At 58.8% G+C, this 18,380-nt stretch carries 21 protein-coding genes and 2 pseudogenes; 13 read left to right on the forward strand and 10 right to left on the reverse strand.

The window, feature by feature from the left end; translation table 11 throughout:
* The first annotated feature begins 35 nt into the window (after positions 1–35).
* From gltP to I9H09_RS25070, 4 genes are all read left to right on the forward strand, one after another.
* The gene (gene gltP, locus I9H09_RS25055) at positions 36–1,367 is read left to right on the forward strand and encodes a glutamate/aspartate:proton symporter GltP (protein WP_054989863.1); all 1,332 of its coding nucleotides are present in this window, start codon (positions 36–38) and stop codon (positions 1,365–1,367) included.
* A gap of 90 nt (positions 1,368–1,457) precedes the next feature.
* The gene (locus I9H09_RS25060; protein WP_005887799.1) at positions 1,458–1,733 is read left to right on the forward strand and encodes a hypothetical protein; all 276 of its coding nucleotides are present in this window, start codon (positions 1,458–1,460) and stop codon (positions 1,731–1,733) included.
* 216 nt (positions 1,734–1,949) lie between these two features.
* The gene (locus tag I9H09_RS25065; protein WP_024690703.1) at positions 1,950–2,198 is read left to right on the forward strand and encodes a TIGR02647 family protein; all 249 of its coding nucleotides are present in this window, start codon (positions 1,950–1,952) and stop codon (positions 2,196–2,198) included.
* A 182-nt stretch (positions 2,199–2,380) separates the two neighbouring features.
* Complete coding sequence (locus I9H09_RS25070; RefSeq protein ID WP_122346481.1) at positions 2,381–5,227, forward strand: class I adenylate cyclase; 2,847 nt, start codon at positions 2,381–2,383, stop codon at positions 5,225–5,227.
* A gap of 235 nt (positions 5,228–5,462) precedes the next feature.
* On the opposite strand, the gene rnk is transcribed toward I9H09_RS25070, so the two are convergent.
* The 3 genes from rnk to cyaY form a co-directional block, all read right to left on the reverse strand.
* On the reverse strand, positions 5,463–5,870 hold the full coding sequence (rnk, locus tag I9H09_RS25075) for a nucleoside diphosphate kinase regulator (protein WP_024668944.1): 408 nt from the start codon (positions 5,868–5,870) through the stop codon (positions 5,463–5,465).
* 135 nt (positions 5,871–6,005) lie between these two features.
* Complete coding sequence (locus I9H09_RS25080; protein ID WP_191867526.1) at positions 6,006–6,242, reverse strand: DUF1289 domain-containing protein; 237 nt, start codon at positions 6,240–6,242, stop codon at positions 6,006–6,008.
* A 2-nt stretch (positions 6,243–6,244) separates the two neighbouring features.
* Positions 6,245–6,577 (reverse strand): iron donor protein CyaY, encoded by a 333-nt coding sequence (gene cyaY, locus I9H09_RS25085; protein ID WP_005887789.1) that lies wholly within the window; start codon positions 6,575–6,577, stop codon positions 6,245–6,247.
* Positions 6,578–6,783: 206 nt separating this feature from the next.
* Here cyaY and lptM point away from each other — a divergent pair, with 206 nt between their 5' ends.
* The 6 genes from lptM to I9H09_RS25115 are packed head-to-tail and all read left to right on the forward strand — an operon-like array spanning position 6,784 to position 11,357.
* Positions 6,784–6,930 carry an LPS translocon maturation chaperone LptM gene (lptM, locus tag I9H09_RS25090; RefSeq protein WP_003377923.1) on the forward strand — a complete coding sequence of 49 codons (147 nt, stop codon included), beginning with the start codon at positions 6,784–6,786 and terminating at the stop codon, positions 6,928–6,930.
* 9 nt (positions 6,931–6,939) lie between these two features.
* The gene (gene lysA / locus I9H09_RS25095; protein WP_024668942.1) at positions 6,940–8,187 is read left to right on the forward strand and encodes a diaminopimelate decarboxylase; all 1,248 of its coding nucleotides are present in this window, start codon (positions 6,940–6,942) and stop codon (positions 8,185–8,187) included.
* A gap of 4 nt (positions 8,188–8,191) precedes the next feature.
* Complete coding sequence (dapF, locus tag I9H09_RS25100) at positions 8,192–9,022, forward strand: diaminopimelate epimerase (RefSeq protein ID WP_122346479.1); 831 nt, start codon at positions 8,192–8,194, stop codon at positions 9,020–9,022.
* Between the two features lie 13 nt (positions 9,023–9,035).
* Positions 9,036–9,770 carry a DUF484 family protein gene (locus tag I9H09_RS25105; protein ID WP_005887784.1) on the forward strand — a complete coding sequence of 245 codons (735 nt, stop codon included), beginning with the start codon at positions 9,036–9,038 and terminating at the stop codon, positions 9,768–9,770.
* 2 nt (positions 9,771–9,772) lie between these two features.
* Positions 9,773–10,672 carry a tyrosine recombinase XerC gene (xerC, locus tag I9H09_RS25110; RefSeq protein ID WP_024668940.1) on the forward strand — a complete coding sequence of 300 codons (900 nt, stop codon included), beginning with the start codon at positions 9,773–9,775 and terminating at the stop codon, positions 10,670–10,672.
* A complete protein-coding gene (locus tag I9H09_RS25115; RefSeq protein WP_054989868.1) occupies positions 10,665–11,357 on the forward strand; it encodes an HAD family hydrolase in 693 nt (230 codons plus the stop codon). Before xerC ends, I9H09_RS25115 begins: the two co-directional genes overlap by 8 nt.
* A 74-nt stretch (positions 11,358–11,431) precedes the next feature.
* Here the strand turns inward: I9H09_RS25115 and sutA are convergent, their stop codons facing one another.
* The 4 genes from sutA to glnK all read right to left on the reverse strand — a co-directional run bounded on the left by sutA (position 11,432) and on the right by glnK (position 14,237).
* On the reverse strand, positions 11,432–11,761 hold the full coding sequence (gene sutA, locus I9H09_RS25120; protein WP_117150092.1) for a transcriptional regulator SutA: 330 nt from the start codon (positions 11,759–11,761) through the stop codon (positions 11,432–11,434).
* 103 nt (positions 11,762–11,864) lie between these two features.
* Entirely contained in the window at positions 11,865–12,284 is a 420-nt protein-coding gene (locus tag I9H09_RS25125) for a secondary thiamine-phosphate synthase enzyme YjbQ (protein ID WP_005887776.1), read from the reverse strand.
* A gap of 242 nt (positions 12,285–12,526) precedes the next feature.
* On the reverse strand, positions 12,527–13,864 hold the full coding sequence (locus I9H09_RS25130; RefSeq protein WP_005887772.1) for an ammonium transporter: 1,338 nt from the start codon (positions 13,862–13,864) through the stop codon (positions 12,527–12,529).
* A gap of 34 nt (positions 13,865–13,898) precedes the next feature.
* On the reverse strand, positions 13,899–14,237 hold the full coding sequence (glnK, locus tag I9H09_RS25135) for a P-II family nitrogen regulator (protein ID WP_002555808.1): 339 nt from the start codon (positions 14,235–14,237) through the stop codon (positions 13,899–13,901).
* Between the two features lie 415 nt (positions 14,238–14,652).
* Between glnK and I9H09_RS25140 the strand changes: the two genes are divergently transcribed.
* Complete coding sequence (locus I9H09_RS25140; protein WP_122346478.1) at positions 14,653–14,934, forward strand: accessory factor UbiK family protein; 282 nt, start codon at positions 14,653–14,655, stop codon at positions 14,932–14,934.
* A gap of 33 nt (positions 14,935–14,967) precedes the next feature.
* On the opposite strand, the pseudogene I9H09_RS25145 reads toward I9H09_RS25140, so the two are convergent.
* Positions 14,968–15,045: pseudogene (locus tag I9H09_RS25145) on the reverse strand (addiction module antidote protein, HigA family); the annotation flags it as partial.
* A gap of 90 nt (positions 15,046–15,135) precedes the next feature.
* On the opposite strand from I9H09_RS25145, the gene I9H09_RS25150 reads away from it, so the two are divergent.
* Positions 15,136–15,759: a hypothetical protein gene (locus I9H09_RS25150; protein WP_024668938.1), complete on the forward strand. Its 624-nt coding sequence runs from the start codon at positions 15,136–15,138 to the stop codon at positions 15,757–15,759.
* A gap of 15 nt (positions 15,760–15,774) precedes the next feature.
* Here the strand turns inward: I9H09_RS25150 and I9H09_RS25155 are convergent.
* A pseudogene (locus I9H09_RS25155) lies at positions 15,775–16,404 on the reverse strand (AraC family transcriptional regulator N-terminal domain-containing protein).
* Here I9H09_RS25155 and I9H09_RS25160 point away from each other — a divergent pair.
* A complete protein-coding gene (locus I9H09_RS25160; RefSeq protein ID WP_329610890.1) occupies positions 16,306–16,980 on the forward strand; it encodes an SDR family oxidoreductase in 675 nt (224 codons plus the stop codon). The pseudogene I9H09_RS25155 and the gene I9H09_RS25160 sit on opposite strands and share 99 nt — an antisense overlap.
* A gap of 213 nt (positions 16,981–17,193) precedes the next feature.
* On the opposite strand, the gene I9H09_RS25165 is transcribed toward I9H09_RS25160, so the two are convergent.
* A protein-coding gene (locus I9H09_RS25165; RefSeq protein ID WP_122346372.1) for an IS3 family transposase occupies positions 17,194–18,356 on the reverse strand; the annotation gives its coding sequence in 2 pieces (ribosomal slippage) (positions 17,194–18,101 and positions 18,101–18,356; 1,164 coding nt in all).
* Between the last annotated feature and the right edge of the window lie 24 nt (positions 18,357–18,380).

The following is an 18,380-nucleotide window of genomic DNA, read 5'->3' on the forward strand; positions in this document are numbered from 1 at the left end:
GACTTGCCCAAGCCACTTCCAACAAGGGTAATAATATGAAGAAGGCAAAGCTGAGTCTGGCCTGGCAGATTCTGATCGGACTGGCACTGGGCATCGCTGTGGGCGCGCTGCTCAACCATTTCAGCGCCGAAAAGGCCTGGTGGATCAGTAATATCCTGCAGCCAGCGGGCGACATCTTCATCCGTCTGATCAAGATGATCGTTATCCCTATCGTGGTTGCGTCGCTGATTGTGGGTATCGCAGGCGTGGGCGATGCCAAAAAGCTAGGGCGCATCGGCCTCAAGACCATTCTGTATTTCGAAGTAGTGACCACCATAGCCATTCTGGTGGGGCTGGTTTTGGCCAACGTGTTCCATCCGGGCACCGGCATCGACATGAGCACACTGGGCACGGTCGACATTTCGAAATACCAGCAAACTACAGCTGAAGTTCAGCACGATCATGCCTTCGTCGCGACCATTCTCAACCTGATCCCTTCCAATATCTTTGCCGCAATGGCGCGCGGCGAGATGCTGCCGATCATCTTTTTCTCGGTACTGTTCGGTCTGGGCCTTTCCAGCCTGCAAGCCGAAGTTCGCGAGCCTCTGGTGAAGCTGTTTCAGGGTGTCTCGGAAACCATGTTCAAGGTCACGCACATGATCATGAGCTACGCCCCGATAGGCGTATTCGCGCTTATCGCGGTGACCGTGGCCAACTTTGGCTTTGCATCGCTGTTGCCGCTCGCCAAGCTGGTGATTCTGGTTTACGTGGCGATTATCTTCTTCGCCTTCGTGGTACTGGGCCTGATCGCCAAGGCTTTCGGCTTTTCGGTCATCAAGCTGATGCGCATCTTCAAGGACGAGCTGATTCTGTCCTACTCCACCGCCAGCTCGGAAACCGTCCTGCCGCGCGTGATCCAGAAGATGGAAGCCTACGGCGCACCGAAAGCGATCTGCAGTTTCGTGGTGCCCACTGGCTATTCATTCAACCTCGACGGTTCGACGCTTTATCAGAGTATTGCGGCGATATTCATTGCCCAGCTTTACGGCATCGACCTGTCGATAGGTGCACAGCTGATGCTGGTACTGACGCTGATGGTCACCTCCAAGGGCATCGCGGGCGTACCGGGCGTCTCCTTCGTCGTGTTGCTGGCGACACTGGGCAGCGCCGGTATCCCACTGGAAGGCCTGGCCTTCATCGCGGGCGTCGACCGGATCATGGACATGGCGCGCACGGCGCTGAACGTGATCGGCAACGCACTGGCGGTACTGGTGATCTCGCGCTGGGAAGGCATGTATGACGATGCCAAGGGCGAGCGCTACTGGAACTCCCTGCCGCACTGGCGCAGCAAGCAACCTGCGCCGCTGGCTCAGCCGACCGCCGACTGACCTTCACGCCTGACTGACAGACCCCGGACTTCCGGGGTTTGTTGTTTTCAGGTCGCCGGTTAGACTGCCCGCCTTACTTGAGGATTTACCATGACCGACGCAATCGACAACGACGAAGAAGAATTTGCCGCTTCGACCCTGATCGAAGCCATCGAGAACCAGATAGAAGCCGGTAACCCGCCAGCGGCCAAAGCGGTATTCAACATGCTGACCCTGGTGAATTACGAGCGTGAAGACATTCTCGAAATGATGGCGCACGTTCTGGCCATCGAAATCGATGCCTTGCTTGAACAGGACCGTCCGTTCGACACGCAATGGTACGAAGCTGCCTTGCGCGCCCTGCCTGAGCTGCCGCCCGAGAAATAATCATCCGGCCGTTCATGTCGTCGATATATATGCTGCAAACACTTCGGACGCTGACTACACTGCAAATGCCCCGCTGCCGCTGAATCCTCCGGGGCCATCTCGCCAAACCGGCTTTAACGGTCATCCAGAACCGACGAGCGAAGAACGGACACGTCGATTCCAGAACCCACCCGCCAGCCGGCCAGGTCGTACCATTACAAAAAGTCTGGAGTACCTATGTCGTATACCCCTGAGTTGGTTGCCGAACTGGAAATCCTTGCACTGTTCAATCTGGGAAATACCCAGGAAGGCCTCAAAGTCCATCACGTCGCGGCCCCCACTGCCGTCGCAGCAGCAAAAAGACTGTTCGAAAAAGGTCTCACGACTCAGGTCGATGGCGGTTATCTGACCAGCCTCGGACTTGAAGCGGCGCAACACGCCCAATCCCTGCTGACCATCCTCAGCGTATCTGAACAGGCGGCCTGAAGGCCGCGGGGCCTGCGCACAAAAACCTGTGGCAGGCCCTTCACTTATCTGACTCCCGGTCGATAACCGATACTGGCGCCAGAACGACAACCCGAACGAACCCGTTTCTCTCGGCTGCAAACCTTCTTCGCCATCTTGCTCAGCAATTCCACGGCTGCACAGGCCAGATGCCTTGAGTTGCGATGACGCGTAATCCTGAAATTCGCCCCGACCTGGATGAGGGCATCGACCGCAAGGTGCTCAGCCAGTTGCGCAACCGCTTCCTGTCCCTCAATGACGGGCGGTACGCGCGCGCCCTCGAAGGGCTCTCAACCCGCCAGCAAAGTGTTCTGACCCTGCTGCCGCTGTTTTTCCACGTCAATCATCCTCTGTTGCCGGGCTACGTTTCAGGCAGCACGCCAGCGGGTGTCTCGCACTATGAGCCAGACACCCTGGCGCTGGCAGAAGCTCAGCGCCTGACGCGCTCGTTCTCGTACAAGGCGCGCCACGGTCATCCGCCTCAACCTATTCATGGCCTGTTCCTGATGGGCAGCCTCGGCACGCTCGCTCAGGCTGAACAAAGCGATATGGATGTGTGGGTCTGTCACGACAGTACGCTGGACACAGACGCCATCGCCGAGCTGCGCAAGAAATGTCAGGCCCTCGAAGCCTGGGCGGCCACGATGGGAGCGGAGGCGCATTTTTTCCTGATCGACCCACAACGCTTCAGAAGCGGTGATCGCGACTCGCAGCTCAGCTCGGACGATTGCGGCACGACCCAGCATTACCTGCTGCTGGACGAGTTCTATCGCACCGCAATCTGGCTCGCTGGCCGCACCCCGATGTGGTGGATGGTGCCGGTCTATGAGGAGCAGAATTACGAGGAATACACCCACACGCTCCTCAACAAACGCTTCATTCGCGCCAGTGAAGTGCTCGATCTAGGCCCGATGTCGCACATTCCGCCGGCGGAGTTTGTTGGCGCAGGGTTGTGGCAACTGTTCAAAGGCATCGAATCACCCTACAAGTCAGTGCTCAAGCTGCTGTTGATCGAGGTGTATTCCAGTGAGCATCCGCGCGTCCAGTGCCTGAGTCTGCGTTTCAAGCAGGCTGTGTTCGCCAATCAACTGAACCTGGATGAGCTGGACCCGTATGTGGTCGTCTACCGGCGTATCGAAGAGCACCTGCAAGCGCGCAATGAGCCGGAACGGCTGGAGCTTGTGCGCCGCAGTCTGTACCTGAAGGTCAACAAGAAGCTCAGCGGGTCCACTCGTCAGCGCAACATCGGCTGGCAGCGCCAGTTGCTGGAACGCCTGACCTCGGAATGGGGCTGGGACGAGCGGCACTTGGCGCTGCTCGACAGCCGCAGTCAATGGAAAGTACGCCAGGTGGCGAGTGAGCGCCGCGCGCTGGTCAACGAGCTGAATTACAGCTATCGCTTTCAGGCCCAGTTCGCCAAAACGCAACGCACCGCCGACACGCCCGGCGCCCGCGACCTGACTATCCTTGGACGCCGCCTCTATGCGGCGTTCGAGCGCAAGGCGGGCAAGGTCGAATTCATCAACCCGGGGATCGCTCCGGACCTGGCCGAAGACACACTGACGCTGGTGCATTCGCCCAATAAACGCGAGCCCGGCAAGCATCAATGGGCGTTGTACAACGGCAACCTGAGCATTCATGAATGGCCGAACTTCACGCCGATCAAACGTAGCCGGGAGTTGCTGGAACTGTTGACCTGGTGCCACCGCAACACCGTGATCGACTCCACGACCCGTTTGGCGCTGCACCCGGGCGCCAGCGATCTGAGTGAATCCGAGCTGTTCAACCTGCTCGGCGCCCTGCAGCAGAGCATCGAATTGCCGCTCCCTGAAGTGGACGACGAGGCGTTGCTCAAGCCAAGCGTGCCCAGTGAAATATTGCTGCTGATCAATGTCGGCGTCGACCCGCTCAGGCATCACCGCGATCTCAACATCCTGATGACAACCGAGCGCACGGATGCGCTCAGTTACGCCGGGGTGAGGGAAAACCTGGTGCTGACGCTGGACCAGATCACGCTCAATAGCTGGAACGAAACGCTGGTCAGCCGCTATGACGGCCCGCACGCCTTGCTTGATTGCATGAGCGAACTGCTCGGCAGCTTGCCGGTAGATGGAGAACAGCCACGGATTCAGGTGCGTTGCTTCTGTCATAACCGCGCGCCAGCCATCGCCCAGCGTGTCGAGGAACTGATCAGCACCGCGCGGTTGTTACTCGCCAGACGGCTGAACCATCGCTACCTGATTCAGGTGCAGCAGCAGTACCACGTTCTGGAAATAAGGCCAGGGCAGGTCGGCCATGTGGTGGTGAACAGTTTGCCAGGGTTATTCAAATACCTGGGTGAGGAGCTGCCGACTTATAGCCCCTTGCACCTCGACCCTCAGGCACTCGACGGCCACGACCTGGCCCTGATTCTGCCGTTCGGGCAGCCGGAATGCATTCAGGTGTTTTACCGGATCAACGAGCCGGATGCCGACCTGTACGTGCTCGACGAGCACAATTCGCTCTGGCACCAGCGCGTGCCCTACCACGACGAGCAAAGCCTGTTACTGCCGCTGCAGCGCTTTTTCCACTCATTGGTCTATCGTCGGGGCGCCTCCCTGCCGCTGGATAATCCGTCCGAGCCGCTTTCCCTCGAGACCCTTTACTATCAGGTGCTGCCTTCCGGGCCCGGTCTTGCGCGACGCATCGAACAGCGCCTGGCGCCAACTGCAACGGACAAACCGTTTTACGACGTGCAGGCAATCATCGAAGAAGCCTCGCCGGGACAGCTGAACACTACGCTGTACTGCGACAACAGCGAGTTTTCCGAGCTGGAATACGGCGATCAGCTATACGCCGCCGTTGCTCGGCAAATCCTCGGCAAACGTCTGGAACCGCAGCGCTATCGCTGTTACATCACTGACCTGGATATTTCCGGCCTGCTGGATGAGCGGCACGGGCAGAGCATCCTCTTCCTGCGCCACAAGGCCGAGCTGGAAAAGCTGCTGAACGAGGCGATGGATCAAGCGTGACTATCACCTTACTTATCGTCCCGGCGCTCCGCGTGGGTATGCAGCTCTGGACGTTATGCGTCCAATCCTGACTATGCGGCGCGGCGCAGACTTGTGACGCAGAGCGTCACCCAAGGCATTCCCACGCTGGAGTGAGGAAGTAGATCACTATCGTGCCCATGCTCAGCGTGGGTATGCAGCTCTGGACGCTCTGCGTCCGGTCTTGATCGTGCGGCGCCGCAAGAGAGGTTCTCGATTACTCGTACTCACCCGCCGCTTCCGGCTGATATTCCACCGCCAGCAAGGTCAGTTTCAGGGTCTTGCCGCCCGGCGCGGGCCAGTCGATATGCTGGCCGACCTGCAGGCCCAGCAAGGCCGAGCCCATAGGCGCGAGAACCGAGACAGTGCCCTCTGCGCCAGCATCCTGCGGGTAGACAAGCTTGAGGTGGTAATCCTTGCCACTGACTTCTTCGCGGCAGTGCACGCGTGAGTTCATGGTCACAACGCCTGCAGGCACTTCATCGTGGCCAACCACTTGCTCGGCACGGTCCAGTTCGGCCTGTAACGCCTGGATACCCGGCGCGTCTTCGTCCTGGCTGGCGATAAAGCTTTCAAGACGCTGTACGTCGAGACGGGTGAGGATGATCGAAGGTGCTGTGGTCATGGTCTGGGCAGACTCCTTTATTCTCCATGAATAAAACAAAACCCCGCCGATAGGCGGGGTTTGACGGGCTTCTTTATCTAAAGAAGCAGCCTTCGACACTAACACAGCGCAGCAAATACACAACCCGACGACGTCTCAGCCAGCAGGCTGGCCGTACTCGACGCTGGCACGGCGATCTTCTGCCTCGCGGCGAATCTGCCGACGCCGGTCGTCATCGGCCGAGCGCCATTCGCGGATGTCTTCGACGTGACGAAAGCATCCCAGGCAGACCTTTTGCTCATCGAGCCGACACAGACTGATGCAGGGCGACGCTACTGCAGGGCTGACGTTGCTGAACAATGGCTTGGGCGGTCGGGCGGTAGTCTGGCTCACGATCAGATCTCGGAGAAGTCCAGGTCGGCACCAGCCTGCTCGAGCGTCATGCGCGCAAGCATCTCGCTGAGCAGCTCGTCACTGGTGTCACATGCCCAACGGCTCTCGTCTTCATCGTAGTCGAAGTGAAAACCACCCGATTTAGCGGCTAGCCAGAGCTGACGGAGCGGTTCCTGACGGCTGAAAATCAGCTGCGAGCCGCCTTCGAACTTGACGGTCAGTACACCGGCCGAGTTTTCCAGATCGACATCCAGACCGCTCTCGTCGAAAACGTCTTCGATATTCTGTTGAGTCGCATCGACGAGGTCGTGGAAACGCGCTTCGGTCAAACTCATTACGGGAACCTCGATTAATGTCTGCTGATAGCGCAAACGCGCAAGATACGGACGCTGTCGGGCAAATGCAAAGCCTAACCGTCGGTTGTTGTCAGATGAACACATTAATGCACGAGCCCCGCTCGACGGGAGGCCCCTCGCATAGGCAAGGTGCCGGGTGGTCGGTATACTCGGGCGCAATTAATGCTTTTACAAAGGATTTCGCCATGAAGCGCCTGATCTCTTCGCTTGCTGCGCTTGTCGCGGTCGCTTGTCTTGTTACCGCCTGCGGCCAAAAAGGCCCGCTGTATCTGCCCGATGACACCAAAACTCCGGAAGAACAAGCCAAATCGCAATCGCACAAGCACCTTTAAGGGAATCCAATGGACGCCTTCAACTACCGCGACGGTGAGCTGTTCGCGGAAGGGGTAGCATTGTCTGCCATTGCCGAGCGCTTCGGCACGCCGACGTATGTCTACTCACGCGCTCACATCGAGGCGCAATATCGTGCCTACGCCGACGCGCTGAGCGGTATGCCGCACATGGTCTGCTTCGCCGTCAAAGCCAACTCCAACCTGGGTGTGCTCAATGTCCTGGCGCGTCTTGGCGCCGGTTTCGACATTGTGTCGCGTGGTGAACTTGAGCGCGTGCTGGCCGCTGGCGGCAAGGCGGAGAAGATCGTCTTCTCCGGCGTCGGCAAGACCCGTGAAGACATGCGCCGCGCCCTCGAAGTCGGCGTGCACTGCTTTAACGTCGAATCCACCGACGAACTGGAGCGCCTGCAGGACGTCGCCGCTGAACTCAACGTTCGTGCGCCGATTTCGCTGCGCGTCAATCCGGACGTGGACGCGGGCACCCACCCGTACATCTCCACCGGCCTGAAAGAAAACAAGTTCGGCATCGCCATTGCGGCGGCCGAAGACGTTTACATTCGCGCCTCGCAGTTGCCGAACCTCGAAGTGATCGGCGTCGATTGCCACATCGGTTCGCAGCTGACCACGCTTGAGCCGTTCATCGATGCACTGGATCGCCTGCTGCAGTTGGTCGATCGTTTGGGCGATTGCGGTATTCACTTGCACCACATTGACCTGGGTGGAGGCCTGGGTGTGCGTTACCGCGATGAAGAGCCACCGCTGGCAGCCGACTACATCAAGGCTGTGCGCGAGCGTCTGGCCGGTCGCGACCTGGGCTTGCTGTTCGAACCGGGGCGCTTCATCGTCGCCAACGCCGGCGTGCTGCTGAGCCGTGTCGAATACCTCAAGCATACCGAGCACAAGGACTTCGCCATCGTCGATGCGGCGATGAACGACCTGATCCGCCCGGCCCTGTATCAGGCCTGGATGGACGTCACGGCGGTGCGCCCTCGTGACGGCGAAGCTCGTGCCTATGACATAGTGGGTCCGATCTGCGAGACCGGTGATTTTCTCGCCAAGGGCCGCGAACTGGCACTGGCCGAAGGCGATCTGCTGGCGGTGCATTCAGCCGGTGCCTATGGCTTCGTCATGAGCTCGAACTACAACACCCGTGGCCGCGCCGCCGAGGTATTGGTCGACGGTACTCAGGCTTTTGAAGTCCGTCGTCGCGAAACCGTGGCCGAGCTGTTCGCTGGCGAAAGCCTGCTGCCGGAGTAATCCCATGCTGCTGCGTTTTACCAAGATGCACGGGCTGGGTAACGACTTCATGGTTCTGGACCTGGTCAGTCAGCACGCGCATATTTTGCCCAAGCACGCCAAACAATGGGGCGACCGCCACACCGGCATCGGTTTCGACCAGTTGCTGCTGGTCGAGGCGCCTACCAACCCGGACGTTGATTTTCGCTATCGAATCTTCAATTCGGACGGCTCTGAAGTCGAACAATGCGGCAATGGCGCACGCTGTTTCGCACGCTTCGTGCTCGACAAGCGCCTGACCGCCAAGAAACAGATTCGCGTCGAAACCAAAGGCGGCATCATCGAGCTGGATATCCGCAGCGACGGGCAGATCAGCGTCGATATGGGGCCGCCTCGGTTCGCTCCGCAAGAGATTCCGTTTCAGGCAGCGGAGCAAGTCAGCAGCTACTCGGTCGAAGTAGACGGGCAGACGGTCGAGCTTGCCGCTGTGTCGATGGGCAATCCTCACGCCGTACTGCGTGTCGATGACATCAACAATGCGCCGGTACACGAACTCGGCGCGAAGATCGAACATCACCCGCGCTTTCCGGCACGGGTCAATGTCGGCTTCCTGCATGTTGTGGATCGCCAGCGCGCGCAGTTGCGCGTCTGGGAGCGCGGCGCAGGGGAAACCCAGGCCTGTGGCACCGGCGCCTGCGCGGCAGCAGTTGCCGCTATCAGCCAGGGCTGGATGGATTCACCCTTGCTGATCGACCTGCCCGGAGGTCGCCTGTCCATCGAATGGGCTGGCCCGGGACATTCAGTGATGATGACCGGCCCTGCGACTCGGGTCTACGAAGGCCAAGTTCGTCTTTAAGCGAGTAACCATGATGACCGATCAGCCTCCAGCTTCAACCGGCACCCCCGGCGAATCGCCCGTCGATGCCGCAGCGCCAGACCTTGAGGCAGAAGCGGTCATCGCTTTTCTGCTGGAACACCCGGAGTTCTTTGCCGAGCACGACGAGCTGCTGGTATCGATGCGCATTCCCCACCAGCGTGGTGACACCGTCTCGCTGGTCGAGCGGCAGCTCAAACTGTTGCGTGAACGGAACATCGAAATGCGCCATCGCCTGTCGCAGTTGATGGACGTCGCACGGGACAACGATCGCCTGTTCGAAAAAACCCGACGCCTGAACCTTGCCCTGATGGACGCCACCAGCCTGGACGAGCTTGTCATCGCAGTGGAAGACAGTTTGCGCCAGGATTTTCAGGTGCCCTTCGTCAGCCTGATCCTGTTCAGCGACACCCCGATGCAGGTAGGTCGCTGGGTCAGTACTGTCGACGCGCAGAAAGCCATCGGCGGTCTGATTGGCGACAAGATCATTTGCGGCGCGCTGCGTGAGCATGAGCTGGCCTTTCTGTTTGGTGAAGAGCAAGGCAAGGAAGTCGGCTCGACCGCTATCGCCAGCCTCAACCATCTGGGCCTGCATGGCGTGCTGGCAATTGGCAGCCGTGATCCGCAGCACTACAAAAGCTCCGTCGGCACGTTGTTTCTCAGCTATATCGCTGACGTGCTGAGCCGTCTGCTGCCTCGTTTCGCCCATTCGTTACGCTCGGTCCGCTAGCCGTGGAACAGCACCTGGACGCGTACTGCATGCACCTGCGCAGTGAGCGCCAGGTGTCGCCGCATACGCTTGAAGCCTACCGACGCGATCTGGGCAAGGTTCTGGCGTATTGCCAGAAAGCCCAACTGTCGAGCTGGAATGAGCTGGATATCCAGCATCTGCGCAGCTTTACTGCCCGCCAGCACCAACAAGGCCAGTCTTCACGAAGCCTGGCGCGAATGCTGTCGGCGGTGCGTGGCTTCTACAAATACCTGAACCGTGAGGCCATCTGCGCACACGACCCTGCCAATGGCCTGTCCCCGCCCAAGGGCGAACGCCGCTTGCCCAAGACGCTCGACACCGACCGCACCGCGCAATTGCTGGACGGTGGCGTTGAAGATGATTTTCTGGCGCACCGCGATCACGCCATTCTGGAGCTGTTCTACTCATCAGGCCTGCGCCTGTCGGAGCTGACCGGCCTGAACCTTGACCAGCTAGACCTTAGCGATGGCCTGATACAGGTTCTGGGCAAGGGCAGCAAAACCCGTGTGCTGCCTGTCGGCAGCAAGGCACGTCGGGCGCTGGAAACCTGGCTGCCGCTACGCGCGCTGGCCAACCCGCAGGACGATGCGGTGTTCGTCACCCGGCAAGGCAAGCGTCTCGGCCCACGGGCGGTTCAGGTCAGGCTCAAGGCGGCTGGCGAGCGAGAGCTGGGGCAGAATCTGCACCCGCACATGCTGCGTCATTCTTTCGCCAGTCACCTGCTGGAATCGTCCCAGGACTTGCGCGCAGTGCAGGAGCTGCTCGGCCACGCTGACATCAAAACGACGCAGATCTACACGCACTTGGACTTTCAGCACCTGGCGACTGTCTATGACAACGCCCATCCGCGCGCCAAACGTAAAGGATCTGCAGATGATTAAGCTGGTGACGTTCGATCTTGATGACACGCTCTGGGACACAGCCCCAGCCATTGCCAGTGCCGAAGCCATTTTGCGTGACTGGCTGACAGAACATGCGCCGAAGCTGGGGCCGGTCCCCGTCGAACACCTGTGGGAGATCCGCTCGCGGCTGCTGGCGGCAGACCCCTCACTTAAGCACCGGATCAGCGCGCTGCGCCAACGTGTGTTGTTTCACGCCCTTGAAGATGCCGGCTACGACTGCGACGAGGCGCAAAGCCTCGCCGATGAGAGCTTTGAGGTCTTCTTGCACAACCGTCACAAGGTGCAAATTTTTCCGGAGGTGCAGCCCACTCTGGAAATCCTCGCCAAGACTTTTACCCTGGGCGTGATCACCAATGGCAACGCCGATGTACGGCGACTGGGGCTGGCAGACTACTTCGCCTTTGCCCTGTGCGCCGAAGACCTCGGCATTGGCAAGCCAGACCCGGCGCTGTTCCACGAGGCACTGAGGCGCGCAGACGTTGATGCCTCGGTGGCAGTGCATGTCGGCGATCACCCCAAAGACGATATTGCAGGCGCACACCAGGCTGGCATGCGCGCGATCTGGTACAACCCGCAGGGCAAGGTCTGGGACGCAGACCGCCTGCCGGATGCCGAGATACACAACCTGTCGCAACTGCCGGAGGTATTGGCGCGCTGGGCCTGAAACCGGCATGAAACGCCCACAATAGAAAAAGCCCGCAGCGACGGCGGGCTTTTTCTCATACAGCATCTGTGCCCTTAAATAGGTCGGCTGCCGTATTTGTTGTCAGGCTTCTTGGGCGGATCGGCGACCACATTGGCCTCCACTTCCTGCACCTTGCCGCCGCGCGCCAGGAATTCTTCCATGGCACGCGCCAGAGCATCACGTTCCTTGTTCTTGGCTTCTACGCTAGGCAACTCCTCGACCGACACTGCGGCCTTGGCCTTGCCTTTGGCGGGTGCTGCCGGAGCGTCGGAGTCGTCTGGCTCAGCAGACTCGTCTTCCGGGGAAGCAGCTGCAAGCTCCTCACCGTCCTCTTCGCCTTCCAGGTCGTCTACCAGATCGTCGTTAGTATCGTCGTCGCTCATGTTCTACCTCATGACTTGCGAAAGCTGATTAGTTATAGCCCAAGCGCCGGGAACTGCTATGGCGATCGGAAAAATTCAACACCGCTGACAGCAGCGGCGATGTCTACTCACCCTGAAGGGTGGCGAGGACGTTACGAGACCCACCAGCATCTCGATGTTCGCCCAGGTAAATACCTTGCCAGGTGCCCAGCGCCAGTCGACCCGCCGTGACCGGCAAAACCAACTGGCAGCCCAGCAAACTGGCCTTGAAATGCGCTGGCAAGTCATCAGGGCCTTCGTCGTCATGTTCGTAGCCGTCCACGCCCTGAGGCACCAGACGGTTGAAAAAACGCTCAAAGTCACGACGTACCGCCGGGTCGGCATTTTCGTTGACGGTCAACGAAGCCGAGGTATGTTGCAGCCATACATGCAGCAACCCGACGCGACAATCCCGCAGCTGGGGCAAGCCTGCGACTATTTCGTCAGTCACCAGATGGAACCCGCGGGGCCTCGCCCGCAAGGCAATCCTGGATTGATGCCACATACCGTTCTCCGCACCTTCGGCGCGCATTCTAACTCGACTGAGAAAAAAGCAAAGCGCGCAATAAACCGGCTTCCCTGCAAGTTAACGAAGACTGCTGCAGCATCGTCACCTGCTCTGCGTCACGTCGCCGAAATCATTGACACAGGCAAGATCAATGACAGCAAAACGGCGCGGTTTATCCGCAAACTTCAGACAAAAAAAATGCCCGGAGACCGGGCATTCTTTTTTGCATCGCCAGCGGGTTACAAGTTGTAGCCACGCTCGTTGTGTTGCGCAAGGTCCAGACCGACAGACTCTTCCTCGTCGGTGACACGCAGACCCATCACCGCATCCAGCACCTTGAGGATGATGAAGGTCACGATCGCGGTGTAGACGACGGTGAACGCAACGCCCTTGAACTGAATCCAGACCTGAGCACCGACGTCGGTCACGGTGCCGAAGCCACCCAGTGCCGGCGCTGCAAACACGCCAGTCAGGATTGCACCGACGATGCCGCCGATACCGTGCACGCCGAACGCATCCAGGGAGTCGTCATAGCCGAGCTTGCGCTTGAGGCTGGTGGCGCAGAAGAAGCAGATGACGCCTGCTGCCAGACCGATGATCAAAGCGCCCATCGGGCCGACTGTACCGGCGGCCGGGGTAACGGCGACCAGACCGGCAACCACACCCGATGCGATGCCCAGAGCGCTTGGCTTGCCGTGGGTCAGCCACTCGGCGAACATCCAGCCCAGTGCGGCAGCGGCGGTAGCGATTTGCGTGACCAGCATTGCCATACCGGCTGTGCCGTTGGCCGCTGCGGCAGAACCTGCGTTGAAGCCGAACCAGCCCACCCAGAGCATTGCTGCGCCGATCAGGGTGTAACCCAGGTTGTGCGGAGCCATCGGCGTGGTAGGGAAGCCTTTGCGCTTGCCCAGTACCAGGCAAGCCACCAGACCGGCTACACCGGCGTTGATGTGCACCACAGTGCCGCCTGCGAAGTCGAGAACGCCCCAGTCCCACAGCAGACCACCAACGCCGCCCCAGACCATGTGGGCGATAGGTGCGTAGACCAGAGTGAACCAGATACCCATGAAGATCAGCATCGCAGAGAACTTCATGCGTTCTGCGAAAGCACCGACGATCAGCGCGGGGGTGATGATTGCAAAGGTCATCTGGAAGGTGACGAACACCGCCTCAGGGAACAATGCGGCAGGACCGGTAATGCTCGCCGGCGTGATGCCCGCCAGGAACGCTTTACCCATACCGCCAAAGAAAGAGTTGAAGTTGACGACGCCCGCTTCCATACCGGTTGTGTCAAACGCAATGCTGTAGCCGTAGACGACCCAGAGGATGCTGATCAGACCGGTGATAGCGAAACACTGCATCATCACCGACAGGATGTTTTTCGAGCGAACCATGCCGCCGTAGAACAGCGCGAGGCCGGGAATGGTCATGAACAGGACCAGAGCGGTCGCGGTCAGCATCCATGCGGTGTCGCCAGAGTTCAGCACCGGCTCGGCCACTGGATCAGCCGCCAGGGCAAGACCAGGTATTGCGAGGGACAACAGGGCACCGAGCCCTGCGAATTGACGCAGAGTCATATTGTTTTCTCCTGGGGCGTTGGGGTTTGGCGGCTTAAATTGCGTCTGTATCGGTCTCGCCGGTACGGATGCGAATGGCCTGTTCCAGATTGACCACAAAAATCTTGCCGTCACCAATCTTGCCGGTGTTGGCGGCCTTGGTTATGGCTTCGATGACACGATCCAGATCCTTGTCATCGATAGCGACGTCGATCTTCACTTTTGGAAGGAAGTCGACAACGTATTCAGCACCGCGGTACAGCTCAGTGTGACCCTTCTGACGCCCGAAGCCTTTGACTTCAGTGACGGTGATGCCCTGCACGCCGATCTCGGACAACGACTCGCGCACGTCATCCAGTTTGAACGGCTTGATGATGGCAGTGACTAGCTTCATGAAAACTTTCTCCCGAATTTGGTGGACTTGCCCCAGGAAAACAAACCCGACTCAAGTCTAAGCGCAGTGCCTGGCTTTGTAACGTGTCGGCCGCCTGATCAGGCCAGACCAACGCCAGAAGACCGCGTATGACGAAACATCCCCGCTCCGCCTGCCGCACTGCATTCGTCACAGCGACTGCATCAGTGCATGGGTCATAAGCCACTAAGCAGAAAGCTTGCCATCTCGTGAATATTCATTGAATACAGGTTCTTGGGCAGGTTTTGCGTGGTCAGAGCGGTGTCGCAATGAAGCGAATGCACAGCAATGGTGCCCGCGTGCACGTCACAGCGCCCCATAAACGTGCACATCACACCTGAAAATGACTATAGACACTGCGTGTTACACTGCCGCCATCTGTTTCAGGGAAATCATCATGCTCGCACCCAAAGCCTTTCTCGACGCCCTCAGCGGCCACGCCTCCCGCCTGTTCAACGGCGAAACGCCAGTGCCCCGCGGCGAATTCGAAACCCAGTTCAAGGCCCTGCTGCAAAGCGGCTTCAGTAAACTTGATCTGGTCAGCCGCGAAGAGTTCGACAGCCAGATGGCTGTCCTCGCCCGCACCCGCGCCCGCCTTGAAGCGCTGGAGGCCAAAATGGCCGAGTTGGAAGCGAAGACAGGCGCGACTGAAAAAACTGAGGCTGAAAAGGCTGAGTAAGGTTTTGCTGGCTACGCTGACTGGGGAGTGTCATCAGGCGCAGCGGGCCAGACACCTGACTTGCTCACGAATCTGCGCTCCCTTCTCGATCTCTGCCTTGCGCAGATTGTGGGTAGGCGTCTCTGCCTATTGATCACCCCAAGACGCTCTTGAAAGCGATCTGTACCTGTAGGTCATTTTTCCTCATCAATGGACTGAAGCATGACGCACAACCTTCCCCTGCTCCGATGGCTCGTAACGGCAACCGTTTCATTCTTTGCCGGCATATCCGCCGCCGCTGACAATTCGACACTGCATTCCGGCAAATACGAGCAATTGTTGCTCGCCGTGACGCCCGAGCATCAAGTCGAAGGCTACTACGCGGAAGAAATAGGCGAAGACCCACCCTTCAGTTGTGCGTTCTATCTAAAAGGCGCTGTCGAGGCCGGGAAAGACGTAACGATAGCGTCTTGGTCTGACGGCGCCTATCCGGGAACACTAAAGCCCTCGACTGATGGTGTGACACTGACCATCGAGCACGGCCAGCAACACTCTGGCTGTCTGAATGTATTGGTGCCGGAAATCGCCACAGGCCTGGACCTGAGCCGCACGGCAAGCAAGCAGTGGATAAGTCTGGTAAAGGTCAAGGCTGACAAGGCATGGCTGCAGAAGACGCCAAATGCCAAAGCCACTCGTGGCTCCTACATCGTCAAAGGTGATGTCGTCGGGGTATTGGCCTTCAAGGATGGCGCGGCCCAGGTTGAGTTCATCAACGCCGATGATCGTTCGTTCACGGGATGGGTCAGTCAGGATCAATATGCGCATCTGACAGCGCCCAGGCAGTGACTGCATGACGCTGCGTCAGACTATCTGACGTACCCGGCTCAGGTCTGTTGAAGGCGGGCAGCCAAATTGGCGGCTGTACTCCCTGCTGAATTGCAAAGGGCTTTCATAACCGACGCGGTAGCAGGCGCTGGATACATCCAGACCTTCATTGATCATCAGCCGCCGAGCTTCCTGCAGTCGCAATTGTTTCTGATACTGCAGCGCCAGCGGCGCGAGCATGCCGATGTCTCTGGGTGTATCGAGCAGGCGCACGAGTCGCAGCACCGTCTAAAGCAGAGGCTGGTCAACGCGATCCAGAAACAGACCGCGCTGTGGCTCGTCCGGTACGCCACTGAGCGGCGCATCGGCAATAAGCCGGGCGATTTGCACAGGGTCGAAATCCAGACGAATACATAGATAAGGTGCGTCGCAACTCGCTTCAATCACCTGCCCGGAAACCGGCACAGTCACCGCGACCACAAGGTAGCTGAGCGGGTCGTACACATACTGCTCATCGCCCAGCCCAACCTCTTTGCGGCCCTGAACAATCAGGCAAAGGGCTGGCCGATGAACAGCATGAATCAATTCGGACGGCGCGTCGGAGCGGATGACGTGCAGCGGCGCACCGAGCGTTTGAAGGCGCTGGCAACAGACATCGAAGCGCAAGGCGGCTCGGTGCGTTTCCGCGCGCTGGACGTCACCGATGCAGCCGACGTGCAGGCATTTGCCGACTTCGCCAAGCGTGAATTCGGCAAGATCGACGTGATCGTTAACAACGCAGGCGTCATGCCCCTGTCGCCACTCGCCTCGCTGAAAATCGCGGAATGGAACCAGATGCTCGACGTCAACATTCGCGGCGTGCTGCACGGCATCGCCGCCGTACTGCCGGGCATGGAAGCACAAGGGCATGGTCAGGTGATCAATATCTCGTCCATCGGTGGCCTCGCCGTTTCCCCGACCGCCTCGGTGTACTGCGCCACCAAATTCGCTGTCCGCGCCATCTCCGATGGCCTTCGGCAGGAAACCGACAAAATTCGCGTGACGGTCATATGCCCCGGCGTGGTCGAGTCAGAACTGGCCGACTCGATTTCAGACGAAACGGCGCGTGAAGCAATGAAAGCGTTTCGAAAAGTTGCGTTGGGGCCGGACGCGATCGCCCGGGCGCTTATGTATGCGATCGAGCAGCCTGACGGGGTGGATGTGAGTGAGATTGTGGTCAGGCCTACGGGGAGTGCTAATTGAGGTGCCTATGCGTATGCGTTCAGGATTTGATGTGACGATTGGCTGCGCCCGGTTTCTGTCCTAACGGCCTCCATCTTCAAACCTCTGGTTCAAAGGGCTGGCGCGCCCCGCTTGAAATCGGGCTACATTTTAAGATGGGTAAAAGCAGTGTCATGAGAAACCCAATGTTAAGTGACTATCGGCATGGATTGCCTAATGGCTAGGGTGTAGTGGTCAACTGATCCCGGACACGACGTTAAGTTTTTTCTCGTACTGAGCGGGTGCCAGTCCATTATTGAACTGGTGTGGCCGAACCCAGTTGTAGCGATGCATCAGATAATGACTGATATCCCGCTGTGCCTCTTGGGCCGTCATGTAGCCCACGGCGGGTATCCACTCGGTTTTCAAGCTGCGGAATACACGCTCCATCGGCGAGTTGTCGTAGCAATTACCTCGGCGACTCATGCTCTGGCGCATGCGGTATCGCCAAAGCCGCTGGCGAAACTGTCGGCTCCCATATTGGGAGCCCTGATCTGAGTGAAACAGCAGGCCCTGAGGCTTGCCGCGTTGCTCATAAGCCATGTCCAGCGCCTTGATGACCAAGTCCGTGTCCGGTTTGTTTGAAAACGCCCAGCCCACCACCCGACGCGCATAAAGATCCATAACCACCGCCAGGTAATGCCATTTTCCTTGCGCCCAGATGTAGGTGATGTCGCCACACCAAACCTGATTGGGCGCGGGTACATCGAACTGCCGATTCAAAATGTTCGGAATGTCAGGCCTCTCCACTGTTGCTTTTTTATAAGCATGAGAGCCAGGTTGCTTGCTGATTAATCCCAGTTCCCGCATCAGGCCACGTACCTTGAACCGGCCAATTTGCTCGCCATCTTCCTGCAATACCGAAACGATACTGCGGCTGCCAGCAGCGCTTCGACTTTGCCCGAACAGCTCATTGACTCGACTGAGTAAACGAACCCGCTCGGTGTCTGGAGCCCGACGCCGCTGGCAATGGTCGTAGTAGCACGAGCGAGGTGTCTCGAACATCTCGCACAGCAATTCGATCGGCTCATGGGCACCTAGCTGATCGATCAGCGCAAGCGCTCGTGTTCTTCCGACATCAAGAGCGCGGTAGCCTTTTTTAAAATGGATTTCTCCCGCTCAAGACGAGCGATGCGCGCTTCCAGCTCCTGAATTTTCTGCTGCTCGGGCGTCAGGGCTTTGCTCTGAGGCGTCACGCCATTGCGCTCCTGCTGGAGCTGGCTAACCCAGCGACGCAGCGCAGACTCGACCACTCCAAGCGAGCGAGAAGCTTCGACATGGCTATAACCTTGATCGAGCACGAGGCCTGCGGCCTCACGTTTGAATTCAGCGGAGAAGGTACGGCGTTGCTTGGTCATCAGACACCTCTATATCTGGCGATA

Origin of the sequence: Pseudomonas tremae, assembly GCF_023278125.1 — a bacterium.
Taxonomy (GTDB): domain Bacteria; phylum Pseudomonadota; class Gammaproteobacteria; order Pseudomonadales; family Pseudomonadaceae; genus Aquipseudomonas; species Aquipseudomonas tremae.